Annotated in this window: 13 protein-coding genes; 5 read left to right on the top strand and 8 right to left on the bottom strand. The window is 37.7% G+C overall.

The window, feature by feature from the left end; translation table 11 throughout:
- Positions 1–110 precede the first annotated feature (110 nt).
- Complete coding sequence (locus JM81_RS18460) at positions 111–248, top strand: hypothetical protein (RefSeq protein ID WP_027065147.1); 138 nt, start codon at positions 111–113, stop codon at positions 246–248.
- A 67-nt stretch (positions 249–315) separates the two neighbouring features.
- On the opposite strand, the gene JM81_RS13765 is transcribed toward JM81_RS18460, so the two are convergent.
- From JM81_RS13765 to hxlB, 3 genes are all read right to left on the bottom strand, one after another.
- Complete coding sequence (locus JM81_RS13765) at positions 316–528, bottom strand: hypothetical protein (RefSeq protein WP_144804275.1); 213 nt, start codon at positions 526–528, stop codon at positions 316–318.
- A gap of 196 nt (positions 529–724) precedes the next feature.
- Positions 725–1,354: a 3-hexulose-6-phosphate synthase gene (hxlA, locus tag JM81_RS13760; RefSeq protein ID WP_144804273.1), complete on the bottom strand. Its 630-nt coding sequence runs from the start codon at positions 1,352–1,354 to the stop codon at positions 725–727.
- Between the two features lie 49 nt (positions 1,355–1,403).
- On the bottom strand, positions 1,404–1,988 hold the full coding sequence (gene hxlB, locus JM81_RS13755; RefSeq protein ID WP_144804271.1) for a 6-phospho-3-hexuloisomerase: 585 nt from the start codon (positions 1,986–1,988) through the stop codon (positions 1,404–1,406).
- Positions 1,989–2,196: 208 nt separating this feature from the next.
- Here hxlB and JM81_RS13750 point away from each other — a divergent pair, with 208 nt between their 5' ends.
- The gene (locus tag JM81_RS13750; RefSeq protein WP_261375059.1) at positions 2,197–3,057 is read left to right on the top strand and encodes an AraC family transcriptional regulator; all 861 of its coding nucleotides are present in this window, start codon (positions 2,197–2,199) and stop codon (positions 3,055–3,057) included.
- Between the two features lie 206 nt (positions 3,058–3,263).
- Here the strand turns inward: JM81_RS13750 and JM81_RS13745 are convergent, their stop codons facing one another.
- A complete protein-coding gene (locus tag JM81_RS13745) occupies positions 3,264–6,305 on the bottom strand; it encodes a DNA polymerase III subunit alpha (RefSeq protein ID WP_144805648.1) in 3,042 nt (1,013 codons plus the stop codon).
- 245 nt (positions 6,306–6,550) lie between these two features.
- A complete protein-coding gene (dinB, locus tag JM81_RS13740; protein WP_144804269.1) occupies positions 6,551–7,765 on the bottom strand; it encodes a DNA polymerase IV in 1,215 nt (404 codons plus the stop codon).
- A gap of 241 nt (positions 7,766–8,006) precedes the next feature.
- Between dinB and JM81_RS13735 the strand changes: the two genes are divergently transcribed.
- From JM81_RS13735 to JM81_RS13725, 3 genes are all read left to right on the top strand, one after another.
- Positions 8,007–8,900 carry a hypothetical protein gene (locus JM81_RS13735; RefSeq protein WP_144804267.1) on the top strand — a complete coding sequence of 298 codons (894 nt, stop codon included), beginning with the start codon at positions 8,007–8,009 and terminating at the stop codon, positions 8,898–8,900.
- 382 nt (positions 8,901–9,282) lie between these two features.
- A complete protein-coding gene (locus tag JM81_RS13730) occupies positions 9,283–12,357 on the top strand; it encodes a SusC/RagA family TonB-linked outer membrane protein (protein ID WP_144804265.1) in 3,075 nt (1,024 codons plus the stop codon).
- 41 nt (positions 12,358–12,398) lie between these two features.
- A complete protein-coding gene (locus JM81_RS13725; protein WP_144804263.1) occupies positions 12,399–14,057 on the top strand; it encodes a RagB/SusD family nutrient uptake outer membrane protein in 1,659 nt (552 codons plus the stop codon).
- A gap of 79 nt (positions 14,058–14,136) precedes the next feature.
- Here JM81_RS13725 and JM81_RS13720 read toward each other — a convergent pair whose 3' ends face one another.
- The 3 genes from JM81_RS13720 to JM81_RS13710 all read right to left on the bottom strand — a co-directional run bounded on the left by JM81_RS13720 (position 14,137) and on the right by JM81_RS13710 (position 16,940).
- Positions 14,137–15,174: a substrate-binding domain-containing protein gene (locus JM81_RS13720; RefSeq protein ID WP_144804261.1), complete on the bottom strand. Its 1,038-nt coding sequence runs from the start codon at positions 15,172–15,174 to the stop codon at positions 14,137–14,139.
- Between the two features lie 78 nt (positions 15,175–15,252).
- Entirely contained in the window at positions 15,253–15,858 is a 606-nt protein-coding gene (locus JM81_RS13715) for a DUF1080 domain-containing protein (protein WP_144804259.1), read from the bottom strand.
- Between the two features lie 5 nt (positions 15,859–15,863).
- A complete protein-coding gene (locus JM81_RS13710) occupies positions 15,864–16,940 on the bottom strand; it encodes a PmoA family protein (RefSeq protein ID WP_144804257.1) in 1,077 nt (358 codons plus the stop codon).
- Positions 16,941–16,947 lie beyond the last annotated feature (7 nt).

The raw sequence follows: 16,947 nt of genomic DNA, 5'->3' as shown, positions 1-16,947 counted from the left end.
TAATTTTTGATAATTGGTTTTGGGTTTCTTAAAAAAGGAAAGCTAAAACCAATTTTTTTTGAGTTACATTTTGTTTTAAAAGTAACCATCAAAACCCGTAAATTGGCTTTATGAAAAAACTGATTCAAATTATTGGTGCGTGGTATGGCGCAAAGAAAATTGGAGGTGGAAAATGTGGTTGTATAGGAACCGTTTTTGTATTTCTTATTTTATATTGGATATTCGGTTATGTATTAGAAGCTTTTTAAGATTAGTTGTTGGTTGATGGTTTTTCGCAGGGTGCTTAGCGTGTTGCAATAGAGCTTTCTCTCTTTTCTATTCTCTAACTTCTATTTTCCCTTCTTGATTATTCACCTTCTTTTGGTCAAAAACCTTGGTACTGGTTTTCATATCGGCATACCTTGGGTCTTGCACAAAATCTTGTTTTTGAAGTTTAATGACCTCAATACTTAAAAAACCAAATTCACTTACCACCTTTCCATAAAAACGGTATACACCCCTTCCCCTAAAAATATATTTAGCGGCCACTGGCGGATATACCCAATTAAAAGGCTGTCGACACTTTCACGTAAATGTATAATAACATTAGTACTCAAGGTTTTTTTGAGAAACTGTACTCAGAAATTTTTGTGAAATAGAACAAGTCAAAAACAACAAATTCCCATGAAAAGATATTCATGAGAATTTGTTAATCAATACTAAAATCACATTTAATTAAAACCGCTTAAGCATTTAACAGCTCTTTTAATTCTTTTGCTGCTTGCGCAGGATCTTTTGCTCCGTAAATAGCTGCTCCTGCAACCGCCACAATAGCACCAGATTGTTTTACAGCAGTAATACTACTGCTATTAACACCACCAGCAATAGATACTTTTACACCAGCTCTTGCAGCCTCATCAATCAACACTTGAATAGAATACCCGTCTTCAGCCTGCTCATCTAAACCAGCATGTAACTCAACAAACTCCGCACCCAAAGCAATTGCTTCTTTTGCACGCTTAACTCTATCTTTAACACCTATAGTATCAACAACAACACCTTTACCATTTGCTATAGCAGCTTTTACCGCACCAGCTATGGTAGAATCTCCTGTTGTTCCTAAAATTGTTACATAATCAGCACCTGCACCGAAAGCCATACCTGCTTCTAATTCACCTGCATCAGCCGTTTTAAAATCTGCTAAAACTAATTTATCAGGAAAAGCATCTTTCATTTTTCTAATTCCAGATAAGCCTTCACTTTTAATAAGTGGTGTTCCAAGCTCTATAATGTCTACATAAGGAGCCACTTTTGTTGCCAATGCAATTGCATCTTCTATTTTTAATAAATCTATTGCTACTTGTAATTTTGCCATAATTTAAATATTTCTAATGTTCTGTATTATTTAACTATAATTCTTGTATTTACTCCATATTAGCATGACGCTTCCATAAATCTGAAGCCAAACTGCCATCTAGTTCCCATAAAGTCTGTATTAAAGCATCCATGACCAAAAGCAATGACTGCTCAAACAGACTACCTGCATATTGTTTTGAAATATCTTCATCACGTTTTTGCTTCTGTGCCGCAGGGATGGTAACCGTATGCTTTGATAGTAATGCTAAAAGAGACGCTGCATTTGTGGTAAAGCATATAACACTCGCGCCTTCTATGTTTGCTGTTTCTGCTGCACTAACAATTCCGCTAGTTGTGCCAGATCCAGACCCAGCAATAAGTACATCTCCTTTTGTAATTGCAGGTGCTGTAGTTTCACCAACTACATGTACTTTGTATCCTAAATGCATCAGGCGCATTGCTGAAGCTTTCATCATGAGTCCGGTTCTACCTGAACCAGTGACAAAAATGTTTTTAGCATTTGTAATTGTCGGTATCAATGCCGCTATCTCATCATATTGTATAGATTTAATAAGTTTGAGATGTTCACCAATAATAATATCCATGGCATCTTCTATCAATTCTGTATTGGTTTTTTTAAGCGTATCATCCATAGGGTACTTGATTGAAATTCTCTTAGCATTAAAATCGACTACAAAAGTATATGGGATTACTAGCTAAAGACTTACACAATTAGACAGTTGTCTGGTACAATTTGCTATTATGGCTTTTAATGATGGTGTTATTGGCTATTTTTGTGGTATATTTTGGAAACGGGCTTTTTTTAGGTAGATAATGCTTTGAAAGTTTTAAGTCTGCTTCATGTTTAAAAAGAAGTTTATGCTGAGTGATAAAGTTTTATATATAAAAGATTTAGGAAATTGTCCACCCGCCTATTTAAATGATCCTGCAAGAAGAGATTTTTATGAAATTGTATGGTTACAAAATGAAGATGCACTTCATGTTCCACAACACGATTTCCAAACTTTAAAGGGAGATTGGATTTATTTGATACCGCCGTATAGAGTGCATCAATTGAACAAAGCTGGTAAAAACGGTGTCTTGATATCTTTTAAGCAAGAATTACTTGAAGGCGATTTGAAAGAATTTTTGTTAGATGTATTTAGAATGTTCAACATTCAAGGTGAATTTTCTTGTTTACAAGTAAACGAAGAAGGTTCGAATGGTTTGGCTGCTGTTCTTCAACTTTTGAAAGAAGAATACAGTCACGACGTCATTAATCTAATAATGATGAAAGCTGTTTTAAAGGTGTTTTTATTAAAATTGATACAGCTAAAAGAACAGCATTTTACATTGCAAGATATTAATGAAAAGCGCGTTTATGAGTTTATGCTTCTGCTTGAAGTAAATTATAAGAATAAACGAACTGCCGATTTTTATGCAAGTAAATTGGACATTAGTGCTAAGCGATTAAATCAAATTTTAAAAGAAAAGCTAGATAAAACTGGAGTACAACTAATTCATGATCGGTTGATATTAGAGGCTAAGCGCCAAATTATACATAGCGAAAACACTATTAAAGAAATAGGGTTTAATCTTCATTTTAAAGATCAGTCATACTTTAGTCGTTTCTTTAAACAACACGTAGGGCAAACTCCTCAAGAATTTCAAAACAATGTAAAAGAGCATGTAATTTCTCATGACAATACATTGTATACTTAAGTTTTTACAGAATCAACAGATTAACAATAAGACTTTATAAAATCAATTTTATTCTTAGCAAGACCTACCATAATTTACAGAGCATAATAGTGATGATTCTATTATAAATAAATTCAGGAAAATAGATGTAAAAAATATGGATGAATAGGCACCTTTTTCAGGTTCCACAGTTCATTCTGGATTTTAATTTAAGCGCTTAATGCTTTCTAAACAAACTGATTGCCTAATTTATTCTCTTCTTGGTCATTCACTTTCTTTTTGTCAAAGACCTTGGTACTGGTTTTCATATCGGCATACCTGGGGTCTTGTACAAAATCTTGTTTTTGAAGTTTAATGACCTCAATACTTAAAAAACCAAATTCACTTACCACCTTTCCATAAAAACGGTATACACCCCTTCCCCTAAACATATATTTAGCCGCTACGGGCGGAAACAAGACCGTATCAAAAACCTGACCCTGCTGGTCTATTAGTGTAGCAAAGAACATTGCCTTATTCGTATGCGTCCGCGTTCGTTTTACCGTAATCAAATATCCATAAATATCAATATTTTTATTTAAATATAATTTCAGGTCCTTACTACCGGTGGTATGAAGAGGTGGAGTTGCCAAAAGTTCAAACGGGCTACACAAACTAAACCCCAACAACTCCAATTGCGTAAAAGCTACTTCTAAATTAGTACTATATAATGAAGGAATCTCAAAATGTTGGTGCCGTGGCGCAAACAGTTTTGGGTGGTCTATTTTCTTGGTTTTGTTCAAAAACAAATGCGCTTTCCATAGGAGTTCGTGTTTATTGGTCTCGGTAAATCTGAAGGCATCAATTCGTATTAGTATGCTTACTTGTTCTATAGAAATAATTAAACGATCTAAAAAACCTTCCAACGAACTAAAAATACCATTAAGATGGCGCTCTTTTAGAATACGCTCCATTACCCGCTGCTCCAATTCCCGTAAATAACCCAAGCCTAAATATAGGTGCTTACCATAGATCTTGTTGTCCACATTGCTATTATTGATACAAGGTGGATGAATGATTGCGCCCAACATACGAGCTTCGTGCACATAGAATTCAGGTTTGTAAAATCCGCCACCATTATTGAGTACCGCTACCATATATTCCAACGGATAATAGGCACGTAAAAATAAACTTTGGTAACTTTCTACCGCATACGATGCCGAATGCCCCTTGGCAAACGCATAACCTGCAAAACTGGCTACTTGGTCCCAAATCTCTTTTATAAGTTGTTCCGAATAACCTTTTTTACGGCAGTTGTCCATAAAGGTATCCTGCACTTTTTGAAACTCCTCTCGAGAACGGAATTTACCACTCATTCCGCGTCGTAAAACATCGGCTTCCCCCAAATCAAGATTGGCAAAATGGTGGGCCACTTTTATCACATCTTCTTGGTAGACCATAACTCCATAGGTCTCTGGCATAATCTCTAACATTACCGGGTGTGCCATTTCCTCTGCCCTGCCCTTGTTTCTGTGCCGCAAAATATATTCACGCATCATACCGCTTTTGGACACACCGGGGCGAATAATGGAACTTGCCGCTACGAGCCCCAAATAGGTATCTACTTCCAGCTTTTTCAATAACATCCGCATAGCGGGAGACTCCACATAAAAACAACCCATACACTGCGCTGTTTTTACCATGTTATTGATTTTAGGGTCGTTCTTGAACGCTTTGATATCATGAATATCAAACTTGGCAAATTCTTCTGGGCGGTCTCGCTCTAAAATATCCAACGTCTCTTTTATTTTGGAGAGTCCGCGTTGGGCTAGAATATCGAACTTAAAAATGCCAACGTCCTCCGCAATGACCATATCAAACTGCGTAGTAGGAAATCCTTTGGGAGGCATATTGGTGGCAGAAAACCAATGAATGGGTTTCTCGGTAATTAAAATCCCGCCTGCATGAATACTTAAATAATTGGGCATACCGTGGAGTAGTTGGGTATATTTAAGGACCAAAGCAGAAATATTGTCCAATCGGCCTGCCTGTATGTCACCATTGCACAGCAAATCTATTTCATCTTTTGGAAGTCCAAATACCTTGCCCAGTTCACGTATAACACCTCTGGACTGAAAAGTTACATAGGTACCCAACAATGCAACATTCTTAAAACGATTAAAAATATACTCCGTCATAATGGGCCTGTCCCTATGGGAGAAATCAATATCAAAATCAGGCGGATTTACACGGTATAGATTAATGAAACGTTCAAAATACAAGTCGAGCTCCATTGGGTCTACATCGGTAATAAAAAGCAGGTAGGCTACAATACTGTTGGCACCACTTCCTCTACCCACATAAAAGAATTTTTGTTTTCTGGCGTATGAAATAATATCCCAATTAATAAGAAAGTAGGATACAAAGCCCATTTTTTTAATTAAGTAAAGTTCCTTTTCCAAACGGTTTAGCACAGCTTTGTCAACCTCAGGATACCTGTAGGGCAGGCCTTCTTGACATAATTTTTCAAGAAAGACCTCGTCCTCTTTTTTACTGCCCAAGTATGTACTTAAATTTTGGGGCTTTCTACCGTCGGAAAAATCAAAATGAATCGTACAGGCATTCATTAACCTTTGTGTATTTTCCAAAATAAAACTGTGTTCAGAAAAGTGTGCCGCCAAATTGGGAATTGCATACATCTTTTCATCTTCGCCCGCCTGTTCGGTTACAGAAAGTTTACTTAGCAAGGTATTGTTGGCAATGGCTCTCAAGAGACGGTGCGCATTAAAATCGCGCTTGTTCCTAAAGGTAACGGGCTGTAGTAGAATAATCTTTTCTCGTTGTTGCAATAATTTAGAAAATCGCAATCGTTTCAACTCATTTACCGAAACCCCTATAAACTCATGTTCATCAAAGCTTTTCTTTTCATTTTGAAGTACTTTTTCAAAAGGATATATTACGAACACATGCTTAAACATTGGGGCTATTTCCGGAATTTTCTTTTCTTGATGAATGTGTTCCGATAAAAAGTCGTTGAGCTCCAGAAATCCCTCATTATTTTTAGCTATCCCAACAAAACAAGGCTCAACCCCATTTCTAAAATCAATTCCTAAAATAGGCCGTATATCATACTCCGGGGCCTTACGTACAAAATTTAAACAAGCCGATGTATTGTTGATATCCGTTAATGCCAATTGTGTAACCCCAAGCTCCTTTGCCAATTGCAAAAGCTCCAGTTCCGAAAAGGTCCCATAGCGTAGGCTGTAATATGTATGGCAGTTTAGATACAAAATTCGTTGTTCGTTTTTGTTATTCGTTTTTTGCGCTGAGCTCAAGAGCGCTTATAACTATTTCTCTTCTCTATATTCTATTTTCTCTTCTCTATTTTCTATATTCTCTTTTCTATATTCTCTTTTCCAACATCTAATTTCTCCCATTAAATTTCACTTCGGCTACGCTCAGTGAACTGGCCTCAACTATGATAGACCGGACAAACACCTCCAACAACAGACTACCGACAACCGCCAACCAATAACTAAATCTTCCTATGCGCCAAAACCACTGGAGGCAGGCCGTTGAAAGGGTTATGCATTCTCCCTATGGTCTTTGCTCCCATACCCGATGCCCGTAGCACACTTTTATCCCCATATCGTTTACGGATATTGTCCATTGCATTATAAAGGCTTAGGATTTCCTCGGTATCATCGAACAAATTAATTTGATAGTTACCCGAAACCAAGTGACTAAAACGTATACCTATTAGCCTAACCAATAACCTACGGTTATACAAAGTCTTGAACAGGTCCAATATTTTAGGAATCAGGATATGGTCTGCACTGGTATAGGGAATACGCATTTGTTTGGAATACGTGTTAAAATCAGAGTATCTGATCTTTACGGATATACAGGCGGTCAATTTTTCTCCACGCCGTAACTGGTACGCCAAATTTTCTGTCATGGCAATGAGGATGCCTCGTAGTCTATTTACATCAATAGTATCTTTATCAAAAGTTCGTTCGGTAGAAATAGATTTTCGCTCGCAGAACGGAATTACAGGTGTATTATCTATACCGTTGGCTCTTTTCCAAATGACTCCGCCATTGGCTCCCAACACCCGTTGCATGACCTCCATGGGCATTTCTTGTACCATGCGTACTTGTCGTAGTCCAAGGTTCCGTAATGTTTGATATGTTTTATCGCCCACCATTGGTATTTTTTTGATGGAAAGTGGCGCTAAAAAAGGCTTTTCCAATCCTTCATCTATCTTTAATTGATTGTTAGGCTTTGCCTCATTTGTAGCAACTTTGGAAACAACTTTATTTGCAGATAGACCAAAGGATATGGGAAGCCCAGTTTCCCTGATGATTTTCTTACGCATTTCCGAGGCATATTGGTAACAACCAAAAAAACGGTCCATACCTGAGAGGTCTGCATAAAACTCGTCTATACTGGATTTTTCGAACACGGGCACATACTCCTTAATTATCTCCGTCACCACATCTGAATGCTTGCTATACTCGCCCGCATTACCACGAATTACAAAAGCTTCGGGGCAAAGTTCTCGTGCCATTTTCATGGGCATACCAGAATGCACCCCATAGCCACGGGTCTCATAACTACAAGCCGCTACCACACCGCGGTCTCCTGTACCACCCACCAACAAAGGTTTATTCTGCAACTCACGATTATTGAGCCGCTCTACGGATACATAAAACGTATCCAAATCAATATGTAAAATGGTCTTGCTCATAACTATTCCCCTAGAAAAATCAGGATAGCTAAATTATGGATTATTTCCAATTATTAGGATTATTTCCAATATTTAGTTATTCACAATATTTGAGCAAGACATCATTTATTATGAAATGAATATGTATATTAAAACCAATTTTAAAAAAAATAGGTTTTAAAATTTAGATTCAAAACCTTGAAAACATTCAAGTATTTAGCATGTTAGGGTTAAATACTATCTTTGGGACAAGAGAATTCTTATGCGTAAAAAACATTTTCTAATTGTAGTGTTGATGAGCTTTATGTGGTCCATAAGCTTTGGACAGGATAATGCAAGCACACAAAATTCTATCATTAACTTTTCCCAACCCAATTCCAGTACAGTATGGAACATTCCAAATAAAGTTGCTTTAGAATGGAACACAGTAAATATTGATACGAGTAAAACAATTCGTTTTTTTCTGGTACGCAATGAAATGGTCGTGCAAGAATTGGGAACCTTTAAAAATGATGGGTTTGAAGAAGGAATAGAATTGGCAAAGAATATTGGTTCAGGCAATAGATATCAAGTAGTAGCCATAGAACTCTTTCCTGATAATAAATTCAAAATTGCAAAAAAGGTTACACCGTTCTTCACCATTACCAATGCGGCATCTGATGAAAGAAAGAAAAAACAGCAATTGGCAAACGCCAACCCTGTTCCCGTAAAGAATGTAAAAAACAAAAAAAATAGCAGCAATACGGAAACGGTAGTGAATATTACACCTGAACCTGCACCACAAATAAAAAAAGAACCGATTTTACGGGAAAGTTTTGAAGGTAGAAAAATTTCGTATACCAAAAAATTTGAATTCGATTCTGAAAATATAATCGTCAAAATTTGGGATCATGGTAGGCAAGACGGGGATATTGTATCCATTTATCTCAATGGTGTATCTGTTGTTTCAAAATATTATCTCACCTATTTTAAACAAGCGTTCAATATAAAATTGAACCCTGACAAACCTAACGATTTATTTCTCTATGCGCATAATTTAGGCAGTTCTCCTCCTAATACGGTTTCATTAGAGATTTCAGACGGAAAAAAGGCTGAAAACATAATTCTAAACTCAGACCTACAAAGTTGTGAAGCTGTTTTGATCAGTGTAAAATAGTACAAATTCCTAGTAAAATCATTTCTTCATTTTCATAAATCCAAAAGGTCTCTTTTATACTGCAATGACCTCTTTAATTAACCCTTATTTTTTTAAATTTTTAATATTTACTTTAACAATACTATAATTTAATGTGTATTATTTGGTAAAATAGCAATGATTTAGCACTATTATTACATATTTTATTTTTTATATAAATAATTTTGTTACATTTAATTAACATTTTTTAACAATCCGTGTACGTTAACGAATATTCAATAAATTAAAAACATATAATACTACTGGTCATGTACTAAAAAGATTTATAAAACACTCCTCCTATTTAATTTCTAATTATTAATTAACAATCAACTTTAATTAACCACCTAATTACACTTAACAAATGAAAAAAAAACACATTAAAAAATTAAGTCGGAAAACAAAGAGTTTACTGTTATCTGCCGTACTTGGCATTTTAACGGTCGGCCCAATTTTAGGAAATTCAGATCATTCATCTAAATCAATAATGATCGAAGATGTCCAAACAACCGTTACGGGTCAGATACTGGATGAGAACGGCATACCTTTAGCAGGTGCAAGTGTTGTTGTCAAAGGTACCACTACGGGATCTGTAGCGGATTTTGACGGGAATTACAGTATAAGCGCCCCATCTAACAGTACATTGGTATTCAGTTATGTAGGTTATGGGAAGAACGAAGTTGCGGTCAACGGCAGAACTACTATTAATGTAACTCTGGAACCGGACGCTTCTTTGTTGGATGAAGTGGTTTTGGTAGGATATGGTACCCAAAAGAAAGGTGAGGTAACCGGTGCTATTGAGACCGTAAGTGCCGAACAATTAAGTATTGTACAGGTTTCCAGTAGTATAGATGCAATAAAGGGGCAAATAGCCGGTGTTGATGTACAGTCCACAGGTGGAAGACCCGGACAGAACCCAACGGTTAGGATTCGTGGTAGACGTTCCATCAGCGCATCTAACGATCCTTTGTATGTAGTTGACGGTATTCCTTTAATTGACGGACCAAATTCTATGGCAGATATCAATCCAGATGATATTGCCTCCATGCAAGTACTTAAAGATGCTGCAGCAACGGCCGTTTACGGTTCTAGGGGTGCAAATGGTGTCATATTGGTTTCTACCAACCGTGGTAAGGTTGGAAAAACCAAAATTACCTATAGCAGTAGATACGGCACAACCTCTGCCACAAGATTGGTGGATATGATGAACGGTGCGGAGTTTGCGGATTTGAAAAGAGAGTCCAGACGTATTGGCTGGAACGGGGCCATACCTGCGGATACTGAAGTATTTTTGGACCCAATTGAATTAGAATCATTGGCACAAGGCCGCTCAACGGATTACCAGGATTTGGTTACCGGTAATGGGTATCAGACCAATCACCAAATAGGTGTAAGTGGAGGTTCGGAAAATACCACGTTCAGTACATCAATAGGTTATTTTAAAGAGCAAGGTATTATATCCAACCAAGATTTTGAACGCTTTTCCGGCCGCTTGAACGTGGACCATAAAATCAACGACATATTTAAGATCGGTGCATCGTTCCTTGTCGCCAGAACAGAACAAAATTGGGGTTCTAATGCAACATTGGGTGAAGCCTTGGCCAATAACCCATTAGGGGTTCCTTATGATGAAAACGGTGATTTAAAATTTCTTCCCACTAATGATGGTATCCGTACAAATCCTTTAAACGAACTAGTAGAAGGAGCTTATATAGATGAAAGACAGCAAACAAGAATATTTGCTCCCATTTATTTGGATATCAATATTGCGGAAGGTATTAAATGGACCACTACTTTTGGTCCTGATATTAGAATAGGAAGAAGAGGAACATTTGCAGGTAGTTTAACCAACACCAACCGTGGAGGACCTGGTAGGGCTCGTATATTGAATGTTAACGACCTTGGTTATACCCTAGAAAATTTATTGACCTATAATACGGCATTAACGGATAGACAAAATTTAAAGGTTACCCTTCTACAGAGTATACAGAAATCTAGGGTTGAATTTAATGACGGTAATGTAACCGGTATTCCCTATGAGTCACAATCATTTTATAACCTAGGTTCTGCCACCCAAGGTGGGGTATTAGAATCCGGATTGACGGAATGGGCCCTAGCCTCTTTTATGGGAAGGGTAAACTATGATTTTGACAGTAAATATTTATTTCAGGCATCCTTACGTGCGGATGGCTCGTCTAGATTGGCCCCTGGTAACCAATGGAAATACTTCCCTGGTGTATCTGCAGGTTGGCGTTTAGACCAAGAGGATTTTTTAATGGAAACACAGGTTTCGGAGATGAAGTTAAGGGCATCTTATGGTGAAGTAGGTAATACTTCCGTACTACCCTACCAAACTGCAGGTAGGTTGGCAAGTTCCGTATATGCCTTTGGAGAATCACCTGCATTAGGATTTGGCTTAAACGAAATTCCCAACGAAGATTTGACCTGGGAGGTTTCAAAAACCTTGGATATTGGTTTGGATTATGGGTTCTTCAATAATCGTTTGGTAGGTTCTTTTGATTGGTTTAGAACCAATACCGTAGACCTATTATTGGAAAGAAGTCTGCCATCTACCTCAGGTTACGAGAGTGTTTTACAAAACGTAGGTAGTACAAGAACTACAGGATTTGAATTCTCTATTAGCGGAGGTATCATTGATAATCCAGATGATGGGTTTAATTGGGACGTAGATTTAAACTTATCCACTTATAATGAAGAAATAACGGAACTTGCCTTAACGGATGCGGATGGAAATCCACTGGATGATGTGGGTAACGGATGGTTTATAGGTCAGCCCATAAAAGTATACTATGATTATGAAAAAATAGGTATTTGGCAAGCCAATGAAGAGGCTGCCGCTTTGGCAGCTGACAATAAGGTCCCTGGGGAGATTAAATTGAACGATTTAAACGGTGATGGGGTTATTACGCCAGATGATAGAAAAATAATTGGTAATGGAGTGCCAGATTGGTATGGTGGTTTCAACAACAAGTTTTCCTATAAAGGATTTGATTTAGGAATTTTCTTTGTCTTTAGACAAGGGCACACTGTGCAATCTAATTTTCATGGAAGCAACAACGCCTTGTTTGGAAGATACAACAACCTAGACGTAGATTATTGGACTATCGATAATCCTACTAACGCCTATCCAAGACCTAATGAAAATCAAGAAAGTCCAAGAAATGGTTCAACGTTGCGCTATTTTGATGGTAGTTTCATTAAGCTAAGAAATATATCGTTAGGCTATAATTTACCAGATTCAATAGTTGAAAAACTGAGTATGGAAAAATTACGTTTGTCAGTTTCTGGACAGAATCTTTGGTTTGCAAGTGATTACGATACCTATGATCCTGAAATTTCAGAAGATTCTACAGATTTGAACAGTGGCGTTGTACCTAGTACAAAACAATGGTCATTATCCTTAAAGGCAACCTTTTAACCATAAAAAATTGTTAGTTTAAATAGAATAATTTAAATATTATGAACAGAAAAATTTATATACTCTTAGTTTTAGCACTGGCTTTTACAACAAAGTCTTGTGATAAATTTATTGAAGAGGAGCTGGTAACAGACGTTTCAGCGGCCTCTTATTATACTACAGAAAGTGGTCTAGAAGATGGTGTAAGAGCAACCTATTCCACTTTTAAACCTTTTTATGGACAGGAAATTAGTGCGGCCATGTTGACCTTTGGAACGGATATCTGGACCAATGGGGCAGATGGTGGCCATAAGGTCTTTAATTTTTACGATGGCGGACTTAATGGTGCGGAAAGTTATATTACCGATTCATGGGACAACTGGTATAAAGGAATCAACCAAGCAAATGCAATTGTTAACCGTGCCACGGACGTTGAAATGGATGAAGCCAAAAAAACATTGAGATTGGCAGAAGTACGTTTTTTAAGGGCCTATTTTTATTTTAATATCGTGACCACATTTGGTGACGCTCACCTTAGCTTAGAGGAAACGGAAGGCGTAGAAGTAGAGGCGAACAAAACCTCACAATCAGAAATTTATGCGCAAGCAATAATACCCGATCTTGAATATGCCATAGCCAATTTACCCGATGAGCAATCTGATTATGGTAGGGCCACTAAGCCTGCTGCAGAATTTTTATTGGGCAAGGCACTATTGACGAGAAGCTATCAAGGATTTGCGGAAACTTCAGACGCTTCTAGGGCAGAAACCTTGTTCAGCAATGTTATTAACAATTATAACTTTTCCCTACTTCCCAACTTTGCGGATTTATGGGATATAGATAACCAGGAAAACAGCGAAATGGTTTTTGTAGTTCCCAATTCAAAATCTCAAGTAGATAGTGATGTTGACCCATTTGGACATAGATGGCATCTCTATTTTCTACATGAATATGATGTAAGAAGAGGAATGACAAGGGATATTGCAAACGGTAGGCCATGGAAACGTCACCGGCCTACGGATTTTATGCTGACCCTTTGGGACAGGTCAGTAGATACAAGGTATGACGCTTCATTTAAGCATGTATGGTATGCCAACAAAGAAGAACCCGCTACGGATGCAGTAGGTGAAGAACCTGCAAGGGCGGCCTTGGCAATTGGCGATACGGCCATTTATATTCCAGGACCCGGCAAAGATGTAGATTGGCCACAATCAAGACAGAATGAAGTACCTTACTTGGTCTATAGCAATGATGAATATAACGAACGTCTTTTTCCATCCATGAACAAATGGATAGACCCAACTAGACCAGATAGGCAAAAAGTGAACGGCCAACGAGATTTTATCTTAATGAGATTGGCAGATGCCTATTTGTTACGAGCGGAAGCCAAGCTACAGCAAAACAATCCTTCAGGTGCGGCGGACGATATCAATGTAATTAGATTAAGGGCGGCGGTTCCGGGCCAAGAAGCGGCCTCGCAGATTGCCCCGGCAGATGTGGATTTGGATTTTTTACTTGATGAGAGGGCTAGAGAATTAGTGGGCGAAGGCCATCGTTGGCCAGATTTGGCCAGAACGGGCAAATTGGTAGAGCGAACTAGGTTGTACAACCCACAAGCATCTCCCAACATTCAAGATTACCACACAGTAAGACCAATACCCCAAAATCAAATAGATAGGGCGTTGGGTGGCTACCCGCAAAATCCGGGCTATCCACAATAATATTGTTAGTTTGAGTTAGTTTTAGTTTAATCCTCCTTCAACCAAATTGGTTTAAGGAGGATTTTTTTATGAGGAACTATTACATAAAATGCTCCCTTACAAATATCTCTACGGGAATATCAAGATCAAGGTCTGCATTATCCTGCTTGGTCAAGGAATTGAATAAATTCTTTATGGCTGCATAACCTTGGTATTTAGGCTGTTGATTGATCAAAAAATCAATTTTTCCATTTTTTAGGTACGTCAAATTTTTATCGTTTAGATCAAAACCCAATAAGGAGGTATTGCTAACCCTATACTCCGATAAAATTTCAGGAATTAAATGTGCCCTTGAATTGGTAACGAAAACTCCTTTTGAGCTATCTCCTTTAAACCAAGAAAGCATTTCTTCCGTAATTTCCAATGCTTCGTTCAAAGGATGGTTTACGGTCTTGATCATAACATCCTTTTTCAACGATTTAAAAAAGGACCTAAAACCGTCCTCACGTTGTTTATTGTTGACCTGTATACCCACATCGTTATACGTATTTACAATAAAATATTTTCCTTTATCCCCTACCAGCCCATGTAGCAATCTGCCGGCTACCATACCTGCCTTATGGGAATTTTGTCTTATGAAATTAGAAGGATATTTTAATGGTATTTCGGTATCTAAAAAAACGACTTTCAATTTTCTTTTTTTAGAGGCTTCCAAAAACATGTTGCACTCTTTTTCAAAAAAAGGTACCGTTATGACCGCATCATAGTTCTTTAACACAATTTGACTACATCCTTTTCTAAATGAAGATGATGATGAACCTGCAAATTGATAATGATCACCACGCACGCCAAATTCCTTTAGTTCATCCAAGGCATTTGCAATGCCCAATCTTGGCAGTTCCCAATAATTTGAGGTCGATGTTGATTCTGGTAATAATATGGCAAATTTTATCTTGTTTACAGAAGCGAGCTTTAACCTACTTGCCACTGTATTTTTCTGATAGCCGTTTTCCTCAATAATCTTTAGTATCCTAAGTTCCGTTTCTTTGGATACCCCACCCCGTTTATGCAGCACACGGTCAACCGTGCCAATGGAAACATTGGCCAATTCCGCTATCTGCTTAATACCTATACTCAAAGTTCAACCTTTAAATTATCTGCGATAAGGTACTACCCAATATGGTTTCGTGAAAATTTATTCCACGAATTATATGGGTTAAAGTTCATTTACCATAATATTCCTGAACTGCACGGTCATTTCGTTGCCTGGATGCAATTGTAAACCTATAGGCCCTTTTAAATTGGCATTCTCCAGCTCATAGTTCATGACCTCTACCCCATTTAGCCAAACGGTATAAGTATTGCCCATGGTCATAGCCCTAATGGTATTCCATCTCTTATGGTCTAACAGGGCATCAACACCAGAGGCCTCTACCGGATAACCTAAAGTGGGCACGTATGGCGAGGCTGTCATATCCTTTTTCAAAGATCCAGAAATACCAATTTGCACCTGCACGTTTCTAGGGTTATCACCTCGCATATATATACCGGTATCCACTACACCCTCACCAAATTTAAAATCCATTTGAACCATAAAATTGGTATATGATTTTTTGGTCCACAAAATAGAGCCAATTTTATCTGGATCGCTCTTGGCCCATAAGGTTCCATTATCTATAGACCACCAAATATTCTTTTTTGGAACGCGCCATTGTTCAAGGTCATTGCCATCAAAAATAGGTTTCCAAGTATCATCCCCTGTTTGTCCGTTCACAGGAAGTACGAAAAGAACAAGGAGTAAAATTTGTACAATAACTTTCATGGCCTTTATTGATTAAAATCCGTAAACGATTTGGTTATTTCTTCTGGTGTTAACGCTGATCCATTATGTATAAGGATACGGTACTTAAAAGTAGTACTTTCCCCTTCTTTCAATTTAAAGTTCAAGGATTCCTTACCATCTGAAAAAACGCCTTGACCTAACGGATTTGCAGCAAACAACCCGTAATCGCGGGCATGCCAATACGTAGGAAACCCTACATTATTTTCATGATCTATTATGGTTATGGAAATCTGTTCATTTTCTAGTTTACTTTCCAATTTCACCCACTCGTTTCGGGTACCCCAAACCTTATTGCCCGTTAGACCTGAACTTGATATGTAATTGCCCTCTACCCCTTCATTATTTAAAACCTTAACCTTGGTTATATTGCCATCAGCATCTGTAAACTCAGCAGGTTTATCCGTTGGCATTTCCATTTCCCTGGCCACCCTAATACCTATCATTCCTTCCTTGTTGTCATTGAAGGCAACATCCTTTAAAGCCTTTAAAGTGGTGTTACGATCAATTATTCTTGTATTACCAACTTGAGCAAAGGTCAATTGGGTGGTTTCCTCCAAAAGATTTTCATTGGTAGAAGTTTGCCAAAAGGCCTTGACCTTGAGGACCCCTTTGTCTTCATCCATCTCCAAAAATTCATCATGGACAATGCTGCCATATTTATCTTTTTCAGCATCTGGAATGGCATAGGAGTTGTTCCAAAAATCCAAACCGTTTACATCTCCATAATTAAACCATAAACCCGCATGATGGGGATGGTCTATACGCTCACCAGGTCTTGGTTCAAAAGGAAAACCTCTGGTCAACGTTTTTCCGCTTAGGGTCAATACAGGATATAATATGGGCTTAGGGGTTTTACCGTCATAGATATAGTTTGTAAAAAGAGTACCGTCTAAACTTACCTTTACTTTTTTGGCCGCCTTGTCGTGTTCAAAAGTCACTACTGGGTCTTGCACATTTTCTTTGTCGCTAATATTTTCAGAAGTTCCTTTATTTTGTTGCTCCTTGCAAGAGGACAATACAACAAGGGTGAATAAAAGAACACCATATTTTATTCTATGCATATAGGGT

Origin of the sequence: Maribacter sp. MAR_2009_72 (assembly GCF_007827235.1) — a bacterium.
In the GTDB taxonomy this organism is placed as follows: Bacteria; Bacteroidota; Bacteroidia; order Flavobacteriales; family Flavobacteriaceae; genus Maribacter; species Maribacter sedimenticola.
The sequence above is the reverse complement of the archived record's forward strand: the minus strand, read 5'-3'. Positions and strand labels throughout refer to the sequence as shown.